21 protein-coding genes are annotated in these 22,944 nt (G+C 49.1%); 12 read left to right on the top strand and 9 right to left on the bottom strand.

Translation table 11 applies throughout. From position 1 onward, the window contains the following. The first annotated feature begins 39 nt into the window (after positions 1 to 39). The 3 genes from OXI60_01955 to OXI60_01945 are packed head-to-tail and all read left to right on the top strand — an operon-like array spanning position 40 to position 3,472. Positions 40 to 849: an acetoacetate decarboxylase family protein gene (locus OXI60_01955; GenBank protein ID MDE0308583.1), complete on the top strand. Its 810-nt coding sequence runs from the start codon at positions 40 to 42 to the stop codon at positions 847 to 849. Positions 850 to 894: 45 nt separating this feature from the next. Next, positions 895 to 2,157, top strand: coding sequence for a cytochrome P450 (locus tag OXI60_01950; GenBank protein ID MDE0308582.1), 1,263 nt, complete (start codon positions 895 to 897; stop codon positions 2,155 to 2,157). A 31-nt stretch (positions 2,158 to 2,188) separates the two neighbouring features. Next, a complete protein-coding gene (locus OXI60_01945) occupies positions 2,189 to 3,472 on the top strand; it encodes a glutamine synthetase family protein (GenBank protein ID MDE0308581.1) in 1,284 nt (427 codons plus the stop codon). A gap of 44 nt (positions 3,473 to 3,516) precedes the next feature. On the opposite strand, the gene OXI60_01940 is transcribed toward OXI60_01945, so the two are convergent. Together OXI60_01940 and OXI60_01935 are read right to left on the bottom strand one after the other, a co-directional pair. Continuing rightward, positions 3,517 to 5,097, bottom strand: a complete 1,581-nt coding sequence (locus OXI60_01940; protein ID MDE0308580.1) for a sulfatase-like hydrolase/transferase — start codon at positions 5,095 to 5,097, stop codon at positions 3,517 to 3,519. A 90-nt stretch (positions 5,098 to 5,187) separates the two neighbouring features. Beyond that, positions 5,188 to 6,657 carry an aldehyde dehydrogenase family protein gene (locus OXI60_01935; GenBank protein MDE0308579.1) on the bottom strand — a complete coding sequence of 490 codons (1,470 nt, stop codon included), beginning with the start codon at positions 6,655 to 6,657 and terminating at the stop codon, positions 5,188 to 5,190. Positions 6,658 to 6,785: 128 nt separating this feature from the next. Between OXI60_01935 and OXI60_01930 the strand changes: the two genes are divergently transcribed. The 4 genes from OXI60_01930 to OXI60_01915 all read left to right on the top strand — a co-directional run bounded on the left by OXI60_01930 (position 6,786) and on the right by OXI60_01915 (position 10,751). Next, positions 6,786 to 7,664 carry a hypothetical protein gene (locus OXI60_01930; GenBank protein ID MDE0308578.1) on the top strand — a complete coding sequence of 293 codons (879 nt, stop codon included), beginning with the start codon at positions 6,786 to 6,788 and terminating at the stop codon, positions 7,662 to 7,664. Between the two features lie 39 nt (positions 7,665 to 7,703). Further along, positions 7,704 to 8,624 carry a tripartite tricarboxylate transporter substrate binding protein gene (locus OXI60_01925; protein MDE0308577.1) on the top strand — a complete coding sequence of 307 codons (921 nt, stop codon included), beginning with the start codon at positions 7,704 to 7,706 and terminating at the stop codon, positions 8,622 to 8,624. Between the two features lie 102 nt (positions 8,625 to 8,726). After that, positions 8,727 to 9,245: a tripartite tricarboxylate transporter TctB family protein gene (locus OXI60_01920; GenBank protein MDE0308576.1), complete on the top strand. Its 519-nt coding sequence runs from the start codon at positions 8,727 to 8,729 to the stop codon at positions 9,243 to 9,245. Between the two features lie 9 nt (positions 9,246 to 9,254). After that, positions 9,255 to 10,751: a tripartite tricarboxylate transporter permease gene (locus OXI60_01915; protein MDE0308575.1), complete on the top strand. Its 1,497-nt coding sequence runs from the start codon at positions 9,255 to 9,257 to the stop codon at positions 10,749 to 10,751. 212 nt (positions 10,752 to 10,963) lie between these two features. On the opposite strand, the gene OXI60_01910 is transcribed toward OXI60_01915, so the two are convergent. After that, positions 10,964 to 12,904, bottom strand: a complete 1,941-nt coding sequence (locus tag OXI60_01910) for a methyltransferase domain-containing protein (protein ID MDE0308574.1) — start codon at positions 12,902 to 12,904, stop codon at positions 10,964 to 10,966. A gap of 569 nt (positions 12,905 to 13,473) precedes the next feature. Between OXI60_01910 and OXI60_01905 the strand changes: the two genes are divergently transcribed. Beyond that, on the top strand, positions 13,474 to 14,148 hold the full coding sequence (locus OXI60_01905; GenBank protein MDE0308573.1) for a GntR family transcriptional regulator: 675 nt from the start codon (positions 13,474 to 13,476) through the stop codon (positions 14,146 to 14,148). 114 nt (positions 14,149 to 14,262) lie between these two features. Here the strand turns inward: OXI60_01905 and OXI60_01900 are convergent, their stop codons facing one another. The 4 genes from OXI60_01900 to OXI60_01885 form a co-directional block, all read right to left on the bottom strand. Beyond that, positions 14,263 to 15,147 carry a nucleotidyl transferase AbiEii/AbiGii toxin family protein gene (locus OXI60_01900; GenBank protein MDE0308572.1) on the bottom strand — a complete coding sequence of 295 codons (885 nt, stop codon included), beginning with the start codon at positions 15,145 to 15,147 and terminating at the stop codon, positions 14,263 to 14,265. Positions 15,148 to 15,172: 25 nt separating this feature from the next. Next, the gene (locus OXI60_01895; GenBank protein ID MDE0308571.1) at positions 15,173 to 15,553 is read right to left on the bottom strand and encodes a DUF6088 family protein; all 381 of its coding nucleotides are present in this window, start codon (positions 15,551 to 15,553) and stop codon (positions 15,173 to 15,175) included. 530 nt (positions 15,554 to 16,083) lie between these two features. Then, positions 16,084 to 16,386 (bottom strand): HigA family addiction module antitoxin, encoded by a 303-nt coding sequence (locus OXI60_01890; GenBank protein ID MDE0308570.1) that lies wholly within the window; start codon positions 16,384 to 16,386, stop codon positions 16,084 to 16,086. 30 nt (positions 16,387 to 16,416) lie between these two features. Further along, positions 16,417 to 16,695, bottom strand: coding sequence for a type II toxin-antitoxin system RelE/ParE family toxin (locus tag OXI60_01885; GenBank protein ID MDE0308569.1), 279 nt, complete (start codon positions 16,693 to 16,695; stop codon positions 16,417 to 16,419). A 359-nt stretch (positions 16,696 to 17,054) separates the two neighbouring features. Here OXI60_01885 and OXI60_01880 point away from each other — a divergent pair, with 359 nt between their 5' ends. Beyond that, on the top strand, positions 17,055 to 17,318 hold the full coding sequence (locus OXI60_01880) for a type II toxin-antitoxin system RelB/DinJ family antitoxin (GenBank protein ID MDE0308568.1): 264 nt from the start codon (positions 17,055 to 17,057) through the stop codon (positions 17,316 to 17,318). Next, complete coding sequence (locus tag OXI60_01875; protein ID MDE0308567.1) at positions 17,305 to 17,586, top strand: type II toxin-antitoxin system YafQ family toxin; 282 nt, start codon at positions 17,305 to 17,307, stop codon at positions 17,584 to 17,586. The genes OXI60_01880 and OXI60_01875 overlap by 14 nt, the downstream gene beginning before the upstream one ends. A gap of 226 nt (positions 17,587 to 17,812) precedes the next feature. Here the strand turns inward: OXI60_01875 and OXI60_01870 are convergent, their stop codons facing one another. Then, entirely contained in the window at positions 17,813 to 18,856 is a 1,044-nt protein-coding gene (locus tag OXI60_01870) for a nucleotidyl transferase AbiEii/AbiGii toxin family protein (protein ID MDE0308566.1), read from the bottom strand. Beyond that, a complete protein-coding gene (locus tag OXI60_01865) occupies positions 18,853 to 19,452 on the bottom strand; it encodes a DUF6088 family protein (protein MDE0308565.1) in 600 nt (199 codons plus the stop codon). The genes OXI60_01870 and OXI60_01865 overlap by 4 nt, the downstream gene beginning before the upstream one ends. A gap of 476 nt (positions 19,453 to 19,928) precedes the next feature. On the opposite strand from OXI60_01865, the gene OXI60_01860 reads away from it, so the two are divergent. Then, positions 19,929 to 20,324 (top strand): hypothetical protein, encoded by a 396-nt coding sequence (locus OXI60_01860; GenBank protein MDE0308564.1) that lies wholly within the window; start codon positions 19,929 to 19,931, stop codon positions 20,322 to 20,324. 125 nt (positions 20,325 to 20,449) lie between these two features. Beyond that, positions 20,450 to 22,936: an AAA family ATPase gene (locus tag OXI60_01855; GenBank protein ID MDE0308563.1), complete on the top strand. Its 2,487-nt coding sequence runs from the start codon at positions 20,450 to 20,452 to the stop codon at positions 22,934 to 22,936. The last annotated feature ends 8 nt before the right edge of the window (positions 22,937 to 22,944 follow it).

Genomic DNA, 22,944 nt, shown 5'->3' with positions numbered 1-22,944 from the left:
CTCAATGCCGACTTGACCAGACTGTGTGAAACAATCGAGATGTCCCTGAAAGGTTTTATGTTCCCCCGAAGCGCGACCGGCAAGTCCTCATTGGTGCCGGACACTCCCTGGCACTATTCGGGTGCGACGCTGACACTGGAATACCTGACGAAACCCGAAAACGTCACTGAATTGCTTCCCGATTACCTGGAACCTGCCGACGAGAATCCCGATGCAGTCGCGGTGATCTGGGCCGACTGGCAGAACTGCCGGGATGACTACAGCGAAATTCTTGACCCGGCGCGAAGCCAATACATGGAGGTGTTTGTTGTTGTCAGATGCAAGTATCAGGGCAAAACCTATTCGCGCTGTGTGTACATATGGGTTGATTCTGACTATGCGATGGTTCGGGGACATCATCAAGGGTATCCCAAGAAGCTCGCATCAATTTACCTGTCTCGCCCGATTACCGTCGGGCGGGCGGGCCCCAGACTTGAGCCCGGGGGCAGATTCGGTGCAAGTGTCTGCGCCTACGACCACAAGCTCATTCATGCAACATTTGAGATTACCGATGAATGTGATCATGCGGGATTTGTAAACAGTCACCCGATGCTCCACAACCGCTGGATGCCGTCAATTGAGGGTGTTGGTGAAGACAGCCTGGATGAGCTGGTCACGATGAGCGCCTATCAGGCCGAAGTGGGACGATCATTTACGGGAAATTTCGATCTGCAGCTGTTTGAGTCCCCGGTTGAAGAGCTGACGCGACTGCAACCGATTGAGAACATCGCCGGATATTGGCGGGAAATCGCATTCTCCTGGAGAAGCGGTACCACGCTGCGACGACGCAACCTTCCTGCGATTGACTGATCATCAGCTTCAGATCACGGATTGTTGCAACGGGCATGGCATGACATGACAATCTGGCACCCAACCGACGATGGCTACGCCGACCTGTCCGATCACGATACCTTTGTGAACGGCGTGCCGCACAATACCTTTGCCAGAATGAGACGGGAAGATCCGCTTGCCTGGTGCGACGGCGGGCAGTACAAGGACTACTGGTCCATGACCCGCTACGACGACATCCTGCAACACAATCGAAACCCGTCATTGCTGAGTTCCGCCCAGGGAATTCGCATGGAGGACCAAAGCCGGGAAGAATATCTCGCCCGGCGGACCTTTCAGGAAATCGATCCCCCGGAGCACACAGTCACACGCAAGATCGTAAGCGAGGCGTTTTCCAAAAAAGTGATCGATCGATCGGAGAGCGTCATTCGCAGTTTATGCGAGGATATCCTGGAAAGCGCTCTGTCCCGCAAGGAATTTGATGCCGCGGTTTACATCAGCCGGCAATTGCCGATGCGCATGCTGGGTCAAATTCTGGGGCTGCCGCCGCAAGACCTGGACTGGCTGGTTACGAAAGGCGATGAGCTGATCGCCAACACCGACCCTGAATACTCCAATTTTGTGCTGGACAAGACCGACACCGATGAGTTTCGGTACATGCCATTTCGCTCACCTGCCGGAGCGGAACTTTTCCGCTACGCAAAGAAACTGATGCAGGAAACATCCGAACAGATCGACAGTGAGGGCGTGCTGAATCTGGTACTGCAGCCGAATGAGCGGGGTGAAGTCATCAGTGATACCGAATTTCGTAACTTTTTCTGCCTGCTGGTGTCAGCAGGAAACGATACAACGCGCTATACCCTGTCAGCAACCATGCACGCCCTGGCAATGAAGCCGGAACTGCTGCACAAGCTGCAACTCGCCGACAAGCGGTTATGGGCGTCCGCGACAGAGGAGTTCATCCGTTGGGCGTCCCCGACCATGCATTTTCGGCGAACCGCAACACAAGACTTCGAATTGCATGGGAAGAAAGTGAAAGAAGGCGACAAGGTGGTGTATTGGTTTGCGTCCGCCAACCGCGACGAAAACCGATTTGACAACCCGTTTGACGTCAATCTTGAGCGTCAGCCCAATCGGCACATGGCGTTTGGTCAGGGTGGCCCGCATGTGTGTCTCGGCATGTGGCTCGCGCGGCTGGAACTGCGAGTGCTGTTGCAGGAACTCGTCAGTCGCATCAAGTCGATCGAACTTGTCGACGAAATCGAGTATGTGCGGTCGAACTTCGTCGGCGGCATAAAACGATTGCCGGTCAGGATGACTTTGAACTGACCATTTTATCCAACCCATACGGAAACCTCTGATGAACGATAAGAAACTGAGAGTGCTGTTTTGTGATCATCTCAATCTGGCACGAGGAAAATATCTGCCCGGAAATCTTGCTTCAGGAGAATCAAGATTCTGCCAGGGCGTGTACGCCCTGGCCTACGACAAGGAATTATTGCCCGCGCCGTGTTCAATGCTGCTGGAAGGATTGCCGGATATGGTTGTCCGGTATGATGCCAGCGAAGCGCGCAAGGGGTGGCTGGGCGACGAAAGCGTTGTCATTGCGGACCAGTTCGACAGTTGTGGGAACAGTCTGGCCGTGGATGGCCGTACCTTATTGAGAAACACAGTCGGGCAATGGCACGAGATCGGCTACCAGGTCAAGGTCGGTATTGAACTCGAAGCCTATGCGTTCACTCGCGATGCCGACGGCAATTGGAGTCCCTATGACACACCCGGTGCCTTCGTTTACGGCACCGGACCTTTCATCGATCCTTTGGAATTGACGGACAGGATCTTTCATCAGGCTGAAGTTTGCGGATTTCCACTTGAAATGATTACATCGGAATTCGACTCACCACAGTTCGAGTTCACACTGCGGTATGCCGATGCACTGACAGCCGCCGACGATATTTTTCTTTTCAGACTGATGGCTCGGGAGATTGCGATCAGGGACGGTGTATTGCTGACTTTCATGCCGAAGCCGATTCCGCAACTCAGTGGTTCAGGTGTGCACATCAATTTCAGTTTGTGGGACGCTCAGGGTACCAACGCAATCGGTGACGCGGGAGCCGCAGACAAACTCTCTGATCTCGGCCGACGCTGTGTGGCGGGACTGATGCATCATCATCGCGCAATGGCTGGATTGCTCGCTCCCACAGTCAATTCATACATGCGCCTGCAACCGGCCAGTCTATCGGGATACTGGCGCAACTGGGGTGAGGATCATCGCGGTGTGACCACTCGAATCAGCAGTGAGACAGGCGACCAGGCCAGGATTGAGCACCGCATGGCAGACGGAGCGGTCAATCCCTATACTGCGACGGCGACTGTGCTGCAAGCGGCCCGGCTGGGGTATGAAAAGGGCTATGATCTGCCACCTGCCGAGACCGCTGACTGTCTGGAAAATCATGATGCGACACAAGGCGTACCGGACGATCTGGGCGCAGCGCTTGCGGAACTCAAGGCTGATACAGACCTCGTCGACGCAGTCGGTGCCGAGCTGGTCGGAAATCTCGCGGTGATCAAGGAATATGAACTCGAAAGTACCGCTGATATGGATCAGCGACAGCTTCGGGATTACTACATTCACTACATCTAGACTGGAAACCACCCGAGGTTCGGGGGACTGATCCGGCGGCGGGTTCACCACCGACCGATGATGATTCCGTATTCCTCGTCCCGCTCTGGACCCTGCCCCTGAGCCTGGCAGTAGTCCATTCCAACCCGACGCTTGAGCGAGTACTGCCAGTCAAACAATGCGTCCTGCATGCGTCGGGTCACCGAGGCAAGATTCGGATTCCCGCCCAGATCATTGAGTTCATCCGGGTCCTGTTCAAGATCGAACAGCTGATGGGGGAATCCCTGATAGTAAACGTACTTCCAGTGCGAGTTGCAAACCATGGTCGCACGACATTCGTAATGATGGAGCCCTAGAACATAACGCGCACCTCGGTCCGAATAGTCGATCTCGCTGATCGCGAATTCGCGCCAGTCCTGAACTGGAGCAGGCGCTCTCAGAAGAGGCAGCAGGGAGTTCCCCTCAACCCGTTCCTGGCAGACTTCGCCAGCTGCAAACTCAACCAGTGTGGGGACAACGTCAACCGCCCCAACCAATTCACTGCACACCGTATTTCGCGTGATGTTCGCACCCGGATCGGGGTCAACAACAATCAATGGGATCTTGACCGACGGCGTGTGAAACAGATCCTTTTCACCCAGCCAGTGGTCACCCAGATAATCTCCATGATCAGAGGTAAAGACAATCATGGTGTTATCGATCAGTTTTTGTTGCCTGAGAAATTCCATCAGTCGTCCGATGTGATCATCGACCTGCTTGACCAGCCCCATATAGGCGGGCAGAACGATGTCGCGTATCTCATCATTGGCATAATTCTGACTGTATTCGGCTTTCACAAACGCATCGACCACCGGGTGAGGGTTTTCGCGCTCCGATTCACTTCGAACAGCGTCCTGAACCTGATCGGCGTGAAACAGATTGTGGTACGGGGCGGGCGCAATGATCGGCCAATGGGGTTTGATGTAACTGAGGTGCAGACACCATGGCCGGTCATCGGTTTCCTCAATGAACTCGATCGCCCGTGTCGTGGTAAACGCGGTTTCGGAATATTCTTCGGCCAGCGCTGCCGGGTAGACTGAGCTTCGAAGTGACCAGCCCGAATGAAGTGTGCCGGTCTCGTCGATTCCGCTATTGGCCCGGGTCTGCCAGGGATTGTCGTCGGTATATCCGACGGAATGCAGATAGCTTGCGTAGCCGAGATTCTCGGGCAGAATCGGGTCCGGATACAAGCCTTCATGATGTTCGTACGGCTCGAATCCGCCACTGCCGGCAGTTCGTGCAAGATCCGAATCCGGGTCGATTGCGTTTTTCCAGACCTCGTCCTGGCTCTTGTAACTGTGCGTCTTCCCGACCACCGCAGTGCGGTAACCCAAGGGTCGAAGGTAGTCTCCCAGCATATATTCACCCAGTCGGGTGGCATCATCATTGGTGCAGACCCCGTGCGATGACTGGTAGCGGCCGGTATAGAAGCTTGCGCGTGACGGCGCACATAGGGGTGATTGGCAAAATGCGTTGTCAAAACGCACGCCGCGGCGGGCCAATGAATCAATATTCGGTGTCTCAAGAGTCCGGTGACCGTAGCACGACAGATAATCCTGCCTTAACTGATCACACATGATGAATACTATGTTCGGTCGGTTTTTCATCCGTTCAGTCCGTCTTGAGATGGCAGGATCGTTCGGGTCGCTCGAGGTTGCCTTCAATCAGTAACGGGGCGAGTCGAGCGGCTCGCGAATTCAGTGCACTGAACCTTGTAGAATCTGCAAGGTCTGCAGATCACTGTGAAAGTCCAGTGCATAGTCTCCACCCTCGCGACCGATTCCACTGATCCCGATGCCGCCAAATGGCGCCGTCAGGTCCCTCACCAAAAAGGAGTTCACCCAAACGGTTCCGGCTCTTACCGCACGTCCCACCCTTGTCGCACGCGCCGCATCCGATGTGTAGATGATGCCGGACAAGCCGTACTCTGTACTGTTTGCGAGCGCGATCACCTGATCTTCACTGTCGAACGTCTGTATGGTAAGTACCGGACCGAATATCTCCCTTTGGACGACTTCGGATTCGTTTGAGTCCGGCTCAATCAAAGTCGGTTTGTACCACAGCTTCCCCTCCTCGAATCTTTCGCCGCCGAAAATGACTCGATCGCCATTGGCCCTGGCTCTTTGGACGAAACCCTCTACCTTGTGCAGATGAGTCGGATGTATTGCAGCGCTCAATGTGGTCTCGATATTCCGGCTGTCGCCGTAACGGTGCTGAGCGGTGTAGTCAACAAATCTTTCCATGAATTCGGATCTGATCGTTTTTTCCACCAGCAATCTTGTACCGGCCAGGCAAACCTGACCGGAGTCCTCAAACTGGGCTGACGCCTTCTTGGCCGCCGCATCGATGTCCGCATCAGCGAATACGATCAGCGGTCCCTTGCCGCCGAGTTCAGCCGTGAACGGAACCAGGTTTTTAGCGGCGGCGACACCGATTGCGCGACCGGTTTCCGGGGAGCCGGTAAATGAGATTCGACGAACCCTCGGGTCGGACACCAGCGCAGCGCCCACCTCATTGCCGAACCCCTGAACGATGTTGAAAGTACCATCGGGGAATCCTGCCTCGTTGATCATATCCGCAAGCAAGCTTGCTGACAGGGGCGCCCATTCGGCGGGTTTCAGGATCACAGAGTTTCCGGCGGCCAATGCCGGTGCGACCTTCCAGGTGGAAAGCATGAATGGAGCGTTCCACGGCGTAATGACAACAGCCGGTCCGGCTGATTGGCGAATGACCCGATTGATGGTACCTTTGGAACTCCAGCTTCTCTCCTCGTGCCCGGCAGCCATTTCGGCGTAGTTGCGAAAGTTCAAGGCGCCTCTGGGAACAAGCCTCAATCTCAGGCTCTCATGGAGCATCGCCATGTCGAGACACTCGATTTTGGCAATCTGTGCAGCGTTCTCGTCAATCAGGTCTGCCAGTGTGAACAGAATGTCGTTTCTCTCCGACTGCTGCATTGCCGACCATTGCCTGTAACCTTCAACTGCGGCCGAAACCGCAAGGTGTGCAGTTGTCTCATCACCTCGAGAGACATCAGCCAGTTTCATGTCCCAGTCAAGCGGTGACCGCACCTCGAAACTGCTGTCTGACGTAATTCGTCTGCCACCGATAAAGTGGTGCGGAGACACCGAAACACCGTCAATGTTGATTCTCGCGTCGGATCCATTCATTTTCCATTCCGGACGGTTGCCGATAAAGCGTGCCCTTTAGCAAATTATTGTATTATTGTGCACGAGCGAGGCGAAGTTAAATTCGCTCCAGGATTGTGTCGGTCTTTACCTGAAAAGGGGATGCGGGAATGGGAAAAGTTGTCGGTGCTGGTTTCGTATCTCATGCGCCAACGATCATGTTTTCTGAACAAATGCGTCGGGCGATGAATGATGGCAAGGAAATCAGCCTGGTTCCCGGACTGCAACGACTGCGCACTGAGGTGCTCGATGAACTCAGACCGGATGTCATTGTGGTATTCGATACACACTGGTTTACGACCGTGGAATTTGTCGTTTCAGCCCATGCCAGAAGAAAGGGTCTTTACACCTCTGAAGAACTGCCTCGCGGGATGGCCAGGATTCCCTACGATCTCAAAGGGGATCCGGATCTGGCGAGGGGGATTTGTGACCACGTCAATTCGCAAGGTGTTCGCTGCCACGCAAGTGAGGATAGTGTATTGCCCATTCACTATCCCACCATCAACGTCGCACACTACCTCAATTGCGGCGAAGCGTGGATTTCCATCGGTGTGTGTCAGACCGCACAGGATCGCAATTTTCTTGCTGTGGGAAGGGGTGTTGCGGCCGCCATCGCCGCATCCGATCGACGGGTGGTCCTGCTTGCGAGCGGCGGCATGAGCCACCGTTTCTGGCCGTTGGACGAACTTGAACAGCATGAAACGTCAGATCCATGTAATGTCATTTCACCGCAAGCCCGAGCTGCAGACGAACAAAGATTGCAATGGTGGCATCACGGTGACCACAAGTCCGTAATCAGCCATATGGATGAATATAGAAAACACGCGCCGGAGGGAAAGTTCGGACACTATCTGATGATGGTTGGCGCACTTGGCGCAGACGCATGCCGGGCAAAAGGAAGAATGTTCAGCGATTACGAGAATGCCACCGGTACCGGTCAGGTTCATGTCTGGTTTGACCGGCCGGACCGCGGGTGGCATGATCATTGATTCAATTTAGTACGTTAGATCTTAGGAAGTGAGTGAATTATGAAGAAGATTTTGAAAGTCATGATACTCGGGCTGTTCCTGTTTGTGCCGTTCGCACAAGCGGAGTATCCTGAAAAACCGGTCTCGTTTGTTGTCCCGTGGCCTCCGGGCGACCTTGAGGATGTCCTCACGCGGATGATCGCCGATCAATTCCAGGCGACCCATGGCGTGGCAGCCGCGGTTGTGAACAAGCCCGGTGGCGGCGGCGGTCCATTCCCCGGCGCCATCGAGGTGGCCAATGCACCTGCAGATGGATACACAGTCGGATCATTCATTATTGCGGTTCCGACCATCGGTCCGAATATCGGCATACCGGAATTGAATCCCAACCCCTTTGAACCGCTGGGTATTTTTCTGACTTACCCATTTGTCATTGTCGCAGGTGAGAATGCACCTTATGACGACATGCAGGGACTGGCGGAACATGCAAAGAGCAATGAAGTGGCTTTAGGACATTTCGGTGCGCCATTGATTCCGACCCAGGTCACGCTGGCGCTGGCCAGGGAACTGGGGTTCAGTTTCAGTTCGGATGCAGCCTTTGACGCGCTGGATTGCAATACATTGGCGTCAGGGGATGTCGATGTCATGAATACGACGCTGCAATTGGTGCTGCCCTGCATGGACAAGCTCAAGATTCTGGCGTCGATCGGCAATGAACGAATCGGTCTGACCCCGAATGTTCCGACCGTCGGAGAAATCGCGCCGAATCTGAATGTCGCGCTATGGAACGGTCTGTTTGTGCATAAGGATACCCCTCAGGACGCCCGGGACAAGATTGCTGCGGTTGCCAAGGAAGTGGTTCTCTCCGATGCAGCCCAAAAGATTGCTGACGAAACCGGTGCACTGGTCTATTGGCAGGACGCCGAAGCCGCGAACGCCCAGATCGAAAGCGATATCGAAGTGCTCGGCAATCTCGAATAACACATAGATATTTCCAACATCAGGCGACCGCATGGTCGCCTGATGTGAGTTACCGCCAGAATTCGGCAACTCACACCCCTCAAGATGCCTGCTGAGTCATCAATGCGACGCTCTGAACGCCGTCGTTCGCCCGGCGACATCTATTTCGCGTCTTTCTTGCTTGTGGTCGCGGTTTTGCTCCTGTCACAAATCGGAAGCGAGACAACTTGGGTCAAAGGTACCAAGTTCTTCTCGCAACCCCGATTCTGGCCGGCTGTCAGCCTGATCGGAATGACCGGGTTTGCCCTGATCTACTTTTTGGGTTCGTTTTTCTCCTATCGGGACAAGGAGGACCTCAGGGAAACCATCCTATGGGCGAAGTCGCTTGAGTACGCCTTATGGTTTATGGCTTATGTTCTGGTTGTTCCGATTTTTGGTTACTTATTGTGCACGATCCTATTTGTCTGCGCCTTGAGCTGGCGTAGCGGATATCGAGACAAGGGCACTTTCATGATGGCGTGCGCGGTCAGCGTCGTCATTGTTGTCGTCTTCAAGGGATTTCTTTCCGTGAAAATTCCAGGTGCGCTGCTTTACGAACATCTTCCGGACTCAATTCGCAATTTCATGATTCTGTATATGTAGGGCTGCGAAATGGAGTTATTGACATCTGCACTGGAACTTCTGCTTCGCTGGGATGTACTTCTGGCACTGATGGTCGGATCGATCGGTGGTGTGGTCATCGGCGCCATTCCCGGAGTCGGGCCGGCTGTCGCCATTGCAATCCTGCTGCCCGCCACGTTCGCAATGGAACCGATTGTTGGTCTGACGATGCTGCTGGGCATTTACGGATCTTCCATGTACGGTGGTGCGATACCCGCTATCCTGGTCAATACACCCGGGACCGCGGTTAACGCATTGACCACGTACGATGGTTATCCGATTGCAAAAGGCGGCAACCCCAAACGCGCCCTTTCCCTGGCCTATTCCGCATCATTTTTCGGTGGAATATTCTCAATCATCTGCCTGATGTTTCTAGCTCAGTTATTGGCACTCGTCGCACCACACTTCGGGAGCCGGGAGATATTCCTGGCTGCGTTGTTTGGAATTGTCCTGGTCGTATTGGCACACCGCGGGCAGACCTTTGCTGCCGGTCTGCTTGCATGCCTTGGCATATTCATCAATACCGTTGGCCTGGAGCCGATCAAGTACACGCGCCGATACACGTTTGACCAGTCCTGGCTCACTTCCGGTTTTGATCTGATCGTTGTCGTGCTGGGACTATTTGCACTTTCGCAAGCTTTTTTGTTGCTGGTTCAGAAAGATGAGAGGCCAGACCCCGTAGAGGTCAGAGGCGGGCTGTTTGATGGATTGAAGGAACTTCTGGGCTACAAGCGGGTGGCAGCGGTCTCTTCCTCATTCGGAGTGGGAATGGGAATGGTTCCGGGTGTGGGAGAGTTCACCGCCCAGTTCTTTTCATACACCTATGCGCAGAAGACCTCCAAAGAACCGGAAAAATTCGGCAAGGGCGCCCCGGAAGGCCTGATTGCGTCTGAAGCGGCCAACAATGCCGTTCCGGGGGCTGCGATGATTCCTCTGCTTGCACTGGGAATTCCCGGTGAGGCTTTGACGGCGATGATGCTGTCGGTTTTCTATATCCACAATGTGATTCCGGGACCACAACTGTTTGCCGGTCAGATGGATTTTGTGCTGGCACTGTATCTCGCGCTTCTCGTACTGAACATCATCGTGCTCCTGTTTCTTGCGTTTTCCACGCGCACACTGTTGCATGTCGTACGAATTCCGACCCGATTTCTGGGAATTGTGATCCTGACACTGGGATTCGTCGGGGTCTACTCCTTGCGGAACTCCATGACTGACTGTGCGATTGCTGCCGGATTCGGAATTTTCGGTCTCATTCTGAAACGTTTGAACCTTCCGGTCGTTCCGATCGTTTTGGGCATGGTACTCGGGGGAATCATGGAGACCAAGCTGCGATCGGCAATGGCCAGGGTCAAGACTCCGCTTGATTTTATTGACCGCCCCATCGCAGCTATCATTTTCGGCCTGATTGTCCTTGTTATCGCCATTCATATCGGCTCATACCTGAAGAGTCGAAAGGAGGTGGCGAAAAGCGGCGAAGAGCGGTGAAGTGGTCGAGCAGTCTCCGATAAGGAATGTCGAAAGTGGTCGATTTTCCCACTTGACGTCGATGCTCCACCTGAGATCGTTGCCAAATTTGGCAACCGAAGAATTCAGATTCGCATTGATGCCTGAATGACTGGCCGATCCGGTGGCGCGATCGCAACTGTTTCCGAAACGGTCGCGGCGGGACCAATTGCCGCAAAACGCACTGATACGCACTATGGCGGAGGGTAATTCCACTCCGGAATTTGCTGATTGAATTTGAGTTGTATCTGCTGAACTTCCAATGAATCAAAGATATCTTCAGGGTCTTGCTCACTGAAATTCAAGCGTAAACTTGCCCGGACTTCATTGAAAAACCTTTGCTTGATGATCTCGTTGTGCTGAATATACGCGGATTCCCACCATTCAGTAATTCTTTCGCGGGATTCGCCCAGAGTGAACAGTCCTGGCAACTTGTCTCTTTTTAGTTTTTGGTTCACGGCTGGATTCGCTGGCATCAGATTCCATAAATCATCACACGGCCAGGCGGAGTAAGGAAAACAATGGTCAATGTCAAAATAGCCGGCAATCAATTTCTTGCCAGACCAGACACAGTACAAGTCATGCCCCCCTTTGACCATTTGTTTTGCTCTTTCGCGAGACAAGGCAGTGGTGTGCTTAGGTTCATTCCACACCAGTGCCTGATCCAATTCCTGAATGTTGATTTCCCGGCCTTGTCGATTCGCATAACCCTTCATCAACTCCTTCCACTCCGCAACGATTGCCGGTTCAATCCATGCACCGAACTTCTGTGCTGCCTGCCACAAGTCGTACGGAATGCGCACAGTTCCGAAACTGAAAAGATAATCGGCATCAAGTGTCATCGATGAAGGCGATCGAACTCTCGACTCCTTTTTGGCCACAAAAACCTGGTCGGAACTACCGGGGTAGGTAATGTAATGCATTGGCATTTTGCTCAAGGTTGAACAAATGTCATTGAGTGCGCGATGCAGCGCATTTGCCGGAGTTGATGGAAAGTTCATTCCCACTCGAAAATTCAGTTCTGGAGTGGTCTCAAGTTGTTCAAATGCATTATTTGCAAATCCGATACTTACCGCCCCACTTGTATTGGTCGGCGACTGCGGAAGATCTTTGTCCAGCAGCGGACGATACAGTCGCAGCCAGTACAGTGCGAACAACCCCAATGGCAGAATGACGTCGTCCTCACCTTCGAGGCGAGCCAATCCGGCAGAAGACTGTGCGATACGAACTAAAACCCGCAGCAAGGCAAGTTTATAGGTTGAGCTCTTGGCATCATTCAGGATTACTCCACGTAACAATGGCAAAGCTCCGGTACCGTCGCCGGGAGATTGCAATATGATCCGGGTCCAAGTGATTCCTTCGCGTTCCAGCAGGTCTTCCTCGGTTAATGTGCTGATCTCGAAAAGACCCAGATCTCGAGCCATCTCAAGCACTTCGGCACGATGGACATCCCAAAACCCGCGATCGGGTTCGGATGGCCCGTGGCGGAGAGTAAAACACATCACGCCACCTGGCGAAAGCAAGCTGGCCAATCTACGAAGCGCTTTACGCCTTTGTGACGGAGCAACATGCATCCAGACCGCACTCAAAAGCATGATGTTGAAAGTCAACCCTTTGTGACGCACTTTCTCAAGTTTGGGCAGACTGTCTTTCACCCAACAGATTCTTTCACAAAGATGTTTCTTTCGGGCAAGGGTTCGAAGCCTGTCGTTTGGTTCGACAGCAACAACATCATGCCCCAGCCGGGCGAACCCGGCGGCATCTCGACCTGTTCCAGCACCAATATCCAATACGATGGCCGGCTCGGTTGGCAGATGATCCAGCAGTGCTTTGTGGGTACTTTCAAACGAATGTCGTTCGTATTCCTCGAAAATTTTTTCGGCGTTGTTTTCGTACCATCTTTGGTCCAAAGTCTGTCTTTTGGCTTGGTGCGACATAAGGTGCTGAGAGAGTATGAGCGTGACGTTTTGGGTATCGGTTTCTATCGACCTGAACAGGCGGTTCTCTCTTCGGCTGAAGCGAAGCTGCTCCATGCTGGCAGTTGAAGTGGGTTGACCCCGCCACTGATGCCTGAACGATACAAAGGTCGGCACAGAACGTCTCGAACTGTCGGTGACAATTGAATCAACAGCCATTTGAAAATCATTCGGTACAATTTTTCTGCGCGGTCCTGGAATTTTTGTCAGTACAAATTTGATGGAGCGAACTCAGTCGCAACGTATCGGATCTTTGAGCAGCAATTGCTTTCAATTCGCCCTACGATAACACTTCTCTCGTCCAATAGGAATCGAATTGGAAGTTCGCAATTCAGGCATAATCCTCGCGGTCATCACCGCGACCACACATCTGCCTTGCTTCGGTGTGAGCCTAACTGCCCAATGTACTTTTCTGAGCGTCACACTTTGATTGGTGACCTGCTTTTCAATGAATTTTGTCAGTTCGGGCCGCTTCGTCTTATAATTCTGCCTTGAGTGTGTTGAAACGCCTCTGGATTTGTTTGAGGGAGACGTTACCGCGGTCCAAGATCTTTTTGGATCGTCAACTCGTTTATTGTGGTCGATATGAGGCCATTTTGTCTTTTTATTTGATACAAAAAAAGTTTGTTTGAATCGAATGTTAACCCCGAAACCTGAGTAAATGGAGTTTCGACAACACGAATAATACAAACAAATGATTAAGCAGTCGGAAGACGAGATGTTGCAAAATGAATGAAATCACGCCTAACGAAGAGCAGAGTAAATCACTTGGTGATAAAGCCTATGAAATTCTTGTCAAACGAATCACCCGTTTGGAACTGCCGCCAGGTGCAGTACTTGCGGAAGTTTCTTTAGTTCAAGATATTGGAATTGGGCGCACACCGGTACGTGAAGCGTTACAGCGACTCGCTATGGAAGGACTTGTTACCCACAGAATCAACCGCGGTATGTTTGTCTCTGAAGTCAGTTTTACGGAAGTACAGGAAATTTACGAGTTTCGAAGGATTATTGACAGTGCCGCCTGCCGTCTGGCATGCGCTCGTGCCAGTGCGGTACATACTGATGAGTTGATGAAAATTCATCAATTGCTACTTGAGGCGACTAACAACAATGATATTGATGCCTATGTTGGTGCCAATAACGAGTACTACAAAGTGTTGGGCGAAGCTGCCAGAAACTCATTCATTAAAGAAACGATTCCCCGCATCATGAACTTACATCTGCGCCTTTGGTTCATGATATCGATGAGGCTCGGAAATTGGCACTCCATTGCAGAAGCTCATGAAGTAATGACCCATGATGTAGCAAAAGCAATCGCAGAGCGCGACGCAGAAGCCGCAGAACATGCGATAAACTTCTATATTACCCAGCGGCAATCAGACCTGCAGCAGGCGATGACCTGATTGTGCATTTTCGAGGATAGTCTGGCTCTTGTGCGAAATATTTTGCACTATGAGAAAAATCCAAACTGCTGAGCGCATCATCCGTCGCGACCACCTGGTGGAAATAACAATAGCCTACTCGGTTTTATCCGTATCAATCTGAAATATTCGTGACAGTTTCTTTAGACAATCAATTGCTGCATCAAATCTAGCTAATTCCTGTGACCTGGCATAGGACATGCTTAAAACATAGTGTTCGTACTCTGCTTCATACGATCCGTCTTTACTCAATGTGCCCAACATCTGTTCAATCGCTTCTCGTAGAGCCATACCAAGAAAACGGTTGAACCTCTTGTTATCTGCTTCAAATGAAGCATGTACCATCTCCCTAAAGTCTTTACATTGTGAAAACACATAGTTCCTCAGGAAGTACAAATCATGGAGGTGTCGGATCATAGCAGGACCATAGTGCTCATCACTACGGCTGGTTTTATTCACTCGCCATACGAGTGCGCTGAATTTATCTGCAGCTGTCTCTAACGGGGCGAGACACAATATCCTAGTATCCGGTTGATTGTTGGAAAACTCTGTAAGAAAAGAAGATATTGGAAGACTTTGGGGCTTGAGTCTGGGTTGTGTGTAACTGAAATCCAGTTTCAAATGTGGTCTTAATGCTGACGAGACATCGGCAAATTGTGGATACATCAAAGGGATTTTGAAATAATCCCCTCCCGTTTCCATCTGTTCCATATCCGGTGTAATCCCTTCCACAGATTCAATCAAGCTGCATATTTCGCGCCTAAAACTTCTACGAATCGATTTAGTTGGCGTTGTGCCGACGTTGAACTGTGCACGAAAGTCCACGTCTTCGGAAAATCTATTGAGAATCCCGTAACCTTTGGAGAGGCTTGTACCACCGCAAAATACAGGCTCAATCTTGCTATGAGAACATTTAGCGATTGCTTGAACAACCTTGGTGGCGTAGTAGTCTTTTTCGATGAATGATGCATCAACATTCATCTCAGTGGCTACGTCGTTTATCAATTCACTGTCGAGCGCCACGTTCTAAAACAATGTAATTTTCGTTATAACCAATCTTACGAGAAACACGCTTACCCTTGATTGCTAAAACTCTCCCAGTTGGCACTTGAGTAGATTTGCCCGAGTTATATGCCAGATCAGCACGTGACGGGACAACACGTGCACCGATTTTAGTCAGTCCCTCCTTTGCCAGCTCAGGCAGGGGTTTAGCAGGGATCTTGTTTCCTGTTACTGAGGATTTCTTGGTCTTCGCATACAAACCGCGGCCAATCTTGACAAGAGACTGTTCAGCAACCAAGTTTCTCAACACTCGACCTGTTTGGTCCCGGTCTGATAAGTCTAAGAAATCCATGGGCGTAAAGACCGAATCTTTGCTGCGACTCAATCTATATCTGATTCTGCTTTCCAAAGTTTTTAGAACCATAATACTATTCTACAAATATACGACATTTAGAAGATGCAATTATACGACATCATAATAGTGATATAGTGCCATAATTATCTGTATCTAATAATTTTATCTGATTTAGTTCGAATATTCGAACACTTTATCCTGCAAATGTCGAACGATGAAGAATGTGAGGTTTCATTGTCATACTTGGAAAATTCGAAAATTTTTGCAACGTAAAAATCAACTGGTGAATTAACTGCTGCGAGTTCAGCAGAATAAACAATCCAGACTTGGCGGCCCGGTTGCGACGTATCCGAACCGTGAGCAAAATGGATGTTCAGCTCAGATTAGGCTAATCAAACTGTCTTCCGATATGGGTGAAAAAAGTAGCGACTATAACAATATGTGCCAATGCACTGGTTCAATAATATCTTGAGAAAATAAATGATTGGATATTACCCAATCGGACTGGCTCCGCATGTGTCGAGAAATTCAATGTGCTGAAGATGTACCAGGAATCAGATTTAGCAGTTACCCTCTTGGACTACCGCCACCCTAGGTAGTACATTCTTGGCGATCCTACTGCCATTTTCGATTTCTGCCTGGCGTAATTCCCAAGATTTCTGAAGATTTAGCCAAAATTCCGGACTTGTTCCAAAGTATCTCGCAAGTCGCAATGCCGAATCTGCACTCACACCTCTTTGTTCATTAAGAATCAATGTAATTCGATTGACTGGCACGCATAACGCTTCCGCTAATTTACTGGCAGATAACTCTAGTTCATCCAGTTCCCCGCGGAGAATCTCGCCTGGATGAACCGGTGTCATTCCGTTTTGAATACTCATCATCAGTTCCCCTCAGTGATAGTCGGTAATTTCAACCTCGGATGGACCTTGTAACGTCCATCGAAAACAAATTCGCCATTGTTTGTTGATTCGAATGCTGTACCCTCCGGCTCGGTTACCGCTCAATGTTTTCAGTCGATTGCTCGGCAGATTGGCCAAATCCTCAAGCGTTTCGGCATTGTCTAGAATAGTAAGTCTTCGAACAGCTTGATGTTCAAATTGCTGGAATTTCTTAACACGGTTTCCTTCGAAAAAACGCCGAGTCTCCTTATTACTAAAACTTCGAATCACAAAAGTATGATACGTTATATTACGCTTTTCGTAAGGCGTAAATTGAAAAACTCAACATTGGAATGCTACTTATTTTCAATTTCGAAGTTCCTAAATATTGATGAACTTGGTGGGCCCGGTTGGAATGTTCCCGAACTATTGCTGAATGCAAACTTTCGATCCAACTGAATCTTTCATCTACTTCAATTCAAGGACACACAATTGAAAAACCGAAAATAAAATGACAAGGTCAAAATGAGAACTGCTGTAGCGATATACTATATGAATGACCATTCAAAATCTTCAAGATTTAGCAATTTAGTTCGCGTATTTGGAGGAACACATGAAGAATTATTCATCAAACTCAAATGGTGGATTGCATGCAAGGTAACTCAACCATAAGTGCGACCATAGATGAAAGCATCAAGAATGAAGCGGCAGAAGTCTTAGCTGAAGTAGGACTGTCAGTTTCCGATGCATGTCGACTATTGCTGATACGTATAGCAACAGAAAAAACTGTTGTTTTTGACCCTCTTATTCCAAATAAGAAAACTCTTGCTGCGATGAACGATGCGCGAGAAGGCAGAGTCCAGAAATTTGATAGCGTTGAGGATTTATTTGACGACTTAAATGCGTCGGATTGAACGCACAGTCCAGTTCAGGCGAGACTACAAGCGAGAAATCAAGGGTCGGTACAAGCCAATAGTCGAATCCCGTTTGAATGAAGTTTTAAAATTATTGGCTAGCGATATCCCACTAGACCAAAAGTATCGTGATCACGCTCTCATAGGTAACTGGCGAGACCACCGTGATTGTCACTTGGCTCCAAATTTGGTACTGATTTATAGATTGGTTGGAAAAGAATGTTTACAGTTAGTGCGTATTGGTTCCCACAGCGAATTGGGGTTGTAATTCTATTTGGATTTGGTGGGCCCGGTTGGAATGTTCCCGAACTCTTGCGAGTCTTGAATTTCGCGTAATCCTACACTAAAGACGCACTCTTATCGGTATTTCCCGACATTTGTGTGGGTCTAGTGAGCGTTGAGCATATTGAGAATTTGAAGCATCATGGATCAGGTTACCCATTGTTTTGCAAGTACGTCTCGACATCGATAGTCTGAGTAGCATATTGTTAAGTTTAGATGCGGTTAATCACTACTTCAGCATATCGAAGTTGATTCATAATCCAACCGAAATCTGGACTCTCGCCGAGAATCATACTCTGCATAGCGTGATAATCCTTCTCAATCACCGCCTGAAGTTCTTTTTGCGGGACCAATCTCACAGATCCGGGCACGGCTTCGTCAAACCGCTTCCAAGCTTGACGAAACGCAACAAGATTATGATTCCGCACAGCATTAAGCAGATCTTTACTTGTTAGTGCTGAGCCACCGACATCAGTCCCCGTCAATACTGCTACATCGTAGAAATGACGTGAAATACGATCTTTGTCAGCTGGTAACCGACCTGAATCTCTGTATCCGCAATAAACACCGTGGAGAATCAATAGCTTTTCCAAATAGGTACGCGTAGGTGAAATTACGCGTATAGCACCTGATTCGAAAGAAAAATTCGCAAGGCTATCAGAAATATATGGTGTAACTGTACAGTCTTGATTCGGTTCTACTGCTGACCTGGCACCCCCTTCAATTTTTACTCGCGGGGCTACATATGAGACTTCGTGTTTAAGAAATAAAGTGGAGTATTCAACATAGAGCGTCTGCTGATCAACATCAAGCTTATCTTTAACGATTCGGCATTCAGGTGCAATCTCATTGATTCGGCTCGCAAGAAAAGCTCGCAGGTCACCGCAAATGTATTCACTGCTTGCCGCCCTGAGTTCGTCGAACATTGCAGCTCGCCTTTTATTGGAAATATTTTTCGCAACGGTTGGATCACACTCTTCACCAAACCCGAGACCATCACGATACACTACGATGTCAATATCCTCGGAAAATCGATTAATGAGTCCGAAAGCCTTGCACAAGGAGGTTCCTCCCTTGAAGAGCAGTTTCGGATGCCCATCGGGTTTCGGTTTGAATAATGCGTCAAGAGCTAAGCAAACCCAGAAATCCTTTTCCACATAACTTGGCGATGTATTCAGACGCGCCGCTGCCAATTCAAATACATCCCTTCTGTCCTGTGTCGGAAGTTCCAGAAAAGACTTAATGTCGCCAGTCATGCAGTAGATTCTCCACCATGAGCGATTTCGCGCACCAGCGCAACAGCCCATCCCGGTAAGTCATGGATGTTGTCCAACAAATCTTGCTTCACCTCATTCGGAAGAATTCGGTTCAAAGTTAAGGCTGCCCCTCCCTCAACGGTGTTGCGAGGACCTAACCAGCGCAACGCTTGAACTACTGGCGCAGCAGGTTTCCCTGCCCACTTCATGGTGTTCGGGCCAGCATGCCGGAAGCAAATGGTTCGGCCATCGATATCCAGCGTTCTCGAATGACCATCTGTCAGGTAGATTACTTTCGCAGGTACAGCGTTGGTGAGCCCCAGCAGATTTGCCGCAACCATTCCATCTGTCATAATCCGCGCTCCGTCCCTTCGTGTCAGTGCTGCAATGATTGATTCCAGACTGGCAGGTGCCGGACCATTCAGCACATCGCTGAACCTAAACGCTGCATACAGGCCGTGTCCCAGTCTGCGTAGTTGCCCTGCTTTGACAAGTCGTGACAGAGATTGATCAACAGCATAGCGACTGCCCAGATCCAGGAAATCTTTCGGTGTACATACCCAGCCTCCGTTTTCTCTCTCGGACACTCTTCGCATTATTTTGCTAGCTATTCCAGTCATTGGTCTGCATTCATAATGGCAACTCTCTGATATTATGTCAGAGATTTATATTATATTTTCTTACGATAAGAATGTGTCAAACATAATTAACCCACCCAAAGAATCAGGACTCAACTTGGAAGAGCGTAGGCTCTCGGATTTCATCGATATTGTCGGCGAAGGCCGAAGAAGCAGAGTTACTGCCAAAGCGTCAACAAAAGCAGCGTGAAAGGTGGACCAACTTCAGTCAGAACCTAATGAATTGCGACAATTTCGGCACAGAGTGTTCCAAGACCCTCCAATCGAATGGATAACGGTACGCATCAATCGACTTTCAGACCTGCTTGAACAAAACGCCACTCAATCGGCTTCGGCGTTGAGAGAAGTTCTTGGCCCATCACCCTTGAACAAAAAATTCGAATATCGACAAGCCGTATTTCATTGCGCACAGTTCATTGAATACTCTTGTATTTATGAACTCACCGTCCGAACAGGACGAATGGGACAAAGGTTCCGTCTGTATTGCGATGGTGGGCCCGGTCGCAATACAGGCGAACATTTTTGAGTATCGGTTTAATTGGTCATTTGTGATTCGAATTGATGACTCAGTTATCGGAAGTTTGGCGAAAAAGCAAACAACTCAAGGAATATTTTTGACTTGCAGTTTGATGTCTCATCAACCTGATAGAAAAAGCAAGATGGTGTTTACGGCACTTAAAAATCAACGAGCCAGCTGTCAGAAAGAAACTCGCTCTACAGTAGCACTTGCGCGCGGCTTGGCACTTTATCTCGTTATTGCGTGTAAGATTCGAGTGACGGAGGGGTCGTTGTTGGTAAAATTCGTTATTTTGCTCTGTTTTGGCTGTTGATGGTTAAATGCAGTTGTGATAGTTGATTTTTAGCCGGACTCGGTTTCATCGTTGGTCAAAATTTTCTGAATTCTCGCTTAAAATCGAGATTTTTCTGACAGGAACTACTTAAGAGAAATTTTAGAATGCCAATTTACGACAAACCCACCAGGGAATTAATGCACGAATTTGCAGCCCAAGAACTAAAACCTGGACAGGCGTTTACTCGCAAGGATGCGAGTCGTTGGTTCGCCGACAACTATCCAAATATCAAAAGCAATACCGTTGAGATGCACGTGGAAGGCATGTCGGTGAATTCTAATAGTCGCCGTCATCATTCCAGTATAAAACCAGGAAAGGGGTTTGACCTGTTCTACAAGTTGGGGCCAAGTGAGTTTCGTTTATGGGAACCCGAAAAAGACCCCTCCCCCCGCTACAAACCACAAATTGATGCAGAAATTGCCTTAAGTACCACCCAAACATACGATTTTCTAGACTCGGAAACTAGGCCTATATGGGTTGTTGCTAGTAAATTTGGAAATTCAGATTACACATCCGACTTCATACAGAATGGATTCTGGGAGAATAAGAATAGAACTCAGGACAATTTCTATGACGAATTGAACTCCGTTAGAGCCGGTGATCGAATCATACTCAAAAAGTCATACCGAAGCAAAGATAAACTTTCTTTCGAAAATCACGGACTTCCAGTACCTGTGATGGCTATTGATGCTGTTGGAGAAGTGTTGGAACATCCAATTGACGACCACAAATTGAAAGTTGAGTGGCATCAAATATTCCAAACTCCACGAAAATGGTATTTCTATGACTGGAATCGACATTTCTGGAAAGTGAGTACGGAGGCAGAACACGGTAAAAGGTTGTTGAAATTTGCGTTCGAAGGACAGGAGCAAGACATCGACACTTTTCGCAATAACTCCTATTGGAAAGACCGTTTCGGAGACTCAAATAATCGTTTTGTTTGGACAAATTTCTACGAAGAGTTTGCTAACAAACTCCTTGAATTTAAGAATCGGCGTCAGGAATTGCTCAAGGAAATTAACGACATTGAGTTTCAAGTTTTTCAAAAACCATCTCTAATGGATAGGGGTAAGGACGGTTCGGAATTCCCTATGGATGACTTTTGCCCTTTCTCGGCGTTTGCGCGATTCAACAGGCAGATAACTGACCGTAATCGAATACGCATTGCAGGTAAATTCGCAGATGTGTTTGGTATGTCTCAGCCTGTGCCTGAATCGTTCGAAGGCATTCCAGTCGTCTCAAACCATACAATGTATTTTTTTGCATTTCAAAAAGATCGGAACACAAGTGACATTGACAAGCTTTGGGAGATATTCGAAAGGGCCTTGGAATTGATTGATTCAGATTACGACAGCCTTCGATCATCATTCTTGACAGTTTTCGACGAAGTTGCACGAGTCCGTGGCGTCAAATGGAATCTCTCAATGGGTCTTTATTGGATTCGCCCTTGGGAATACTTAACCCTTGACCAAGAGTCTCGAAAATATCTTTCAAGTAGGCTCGCAATTCCGACTGACAAATTGATTGTCAATGATCAGATAAATGGGAGTGCGTATATGAATTTGATGACGGAGTTGCAAACACGATTTCTGGAAGACGATTTCCCAGTAAATTCATTCCCAGATCTATCTTTGGCTGCTTATGAAGATAGACCAGTCAAAATAAAGAAAAACAAGCAGAAGGTTAAGGGCGAAGACAAGAAACCAGTGCTCAAATCGTATGACATTGAAAGTATTGTTGAAGATGGGTGCTTCATTAAGAAATCGCGCCTCGAAGAAATTTACAAGCGTCTCAAAATGAAAAAAAACCTAATTCTCCAGGGACCGCCTGGGACAGGGAAAACGTGGCTCGCGAGACGGCTTGCTTTCGCCTTGATCGGAGCAAAAGATACACGCAAAATTAGTGCGCTTCAATTCCACCCTAGTTTGTCGTATGAAGACTTCATTCGTGGTTGGCGACCAAGTGGCAGCAGCGGGTTTGATCTGGTAGACGGACCGTTTATGGAGGTTGTTAATATTGCCCTACAAGACGTGGATTCCAATTATGTAATTGTCATAGAGGAAATTAATCGTGGTAATCCCGCACAGATTTTCGGCGAAATGCTCACGCTGATAGAAGCTAGCAAACGAATGCCTGAAGAAAGTCTAAAACTAATCTACAGCAAATCAAGTGAGGAACGCGTATACCTTCCCAATAACCTGTTCATCATCGGAACGATGAATCTGGCTGACCGGTCATTGACGCTTGTGGACATTGCATTACGTCGACGATTTGCTTTCATTGACTTAAAACCCGAACTCAACAAAGAATGGCGCAGGTGGGTACACGAAAAATATCAAATTGACAAGAAAGTTCTCGATAGGTTGAAGACAAGGATAGAACAGCTGAATGAAACCATTTCCAATGATGATAATCTCGGTAAACAATTCCAAATTGGGCACAGTTTTGTTACACCGGATATAAAACCAGATGATCCTTGGAAATGGTTTGAACAGGTAGTGAAAACCGAAATTGGACCGTTGCTTGAAGAATACTGGTTTGATGCCGCCTCAAAATATAGAGATGCAAAGAAACGTCTTCTTCGCGAGTAGTGAATCAA

Source organism: Acidiferrobacterales bacterium (genome assembly GCA_028820695.1).
Lineage (GTDB): Bacteria > Pseudomonadota > Gammaproteobacteria > Arenicellales > JAJDZL01 > JAJDZL01.
The sequence above is the reverse complement of the archived record's forward strand: the minus strand, read 5'-3'. Positions and strand labels throughout refer to the sequence as shown.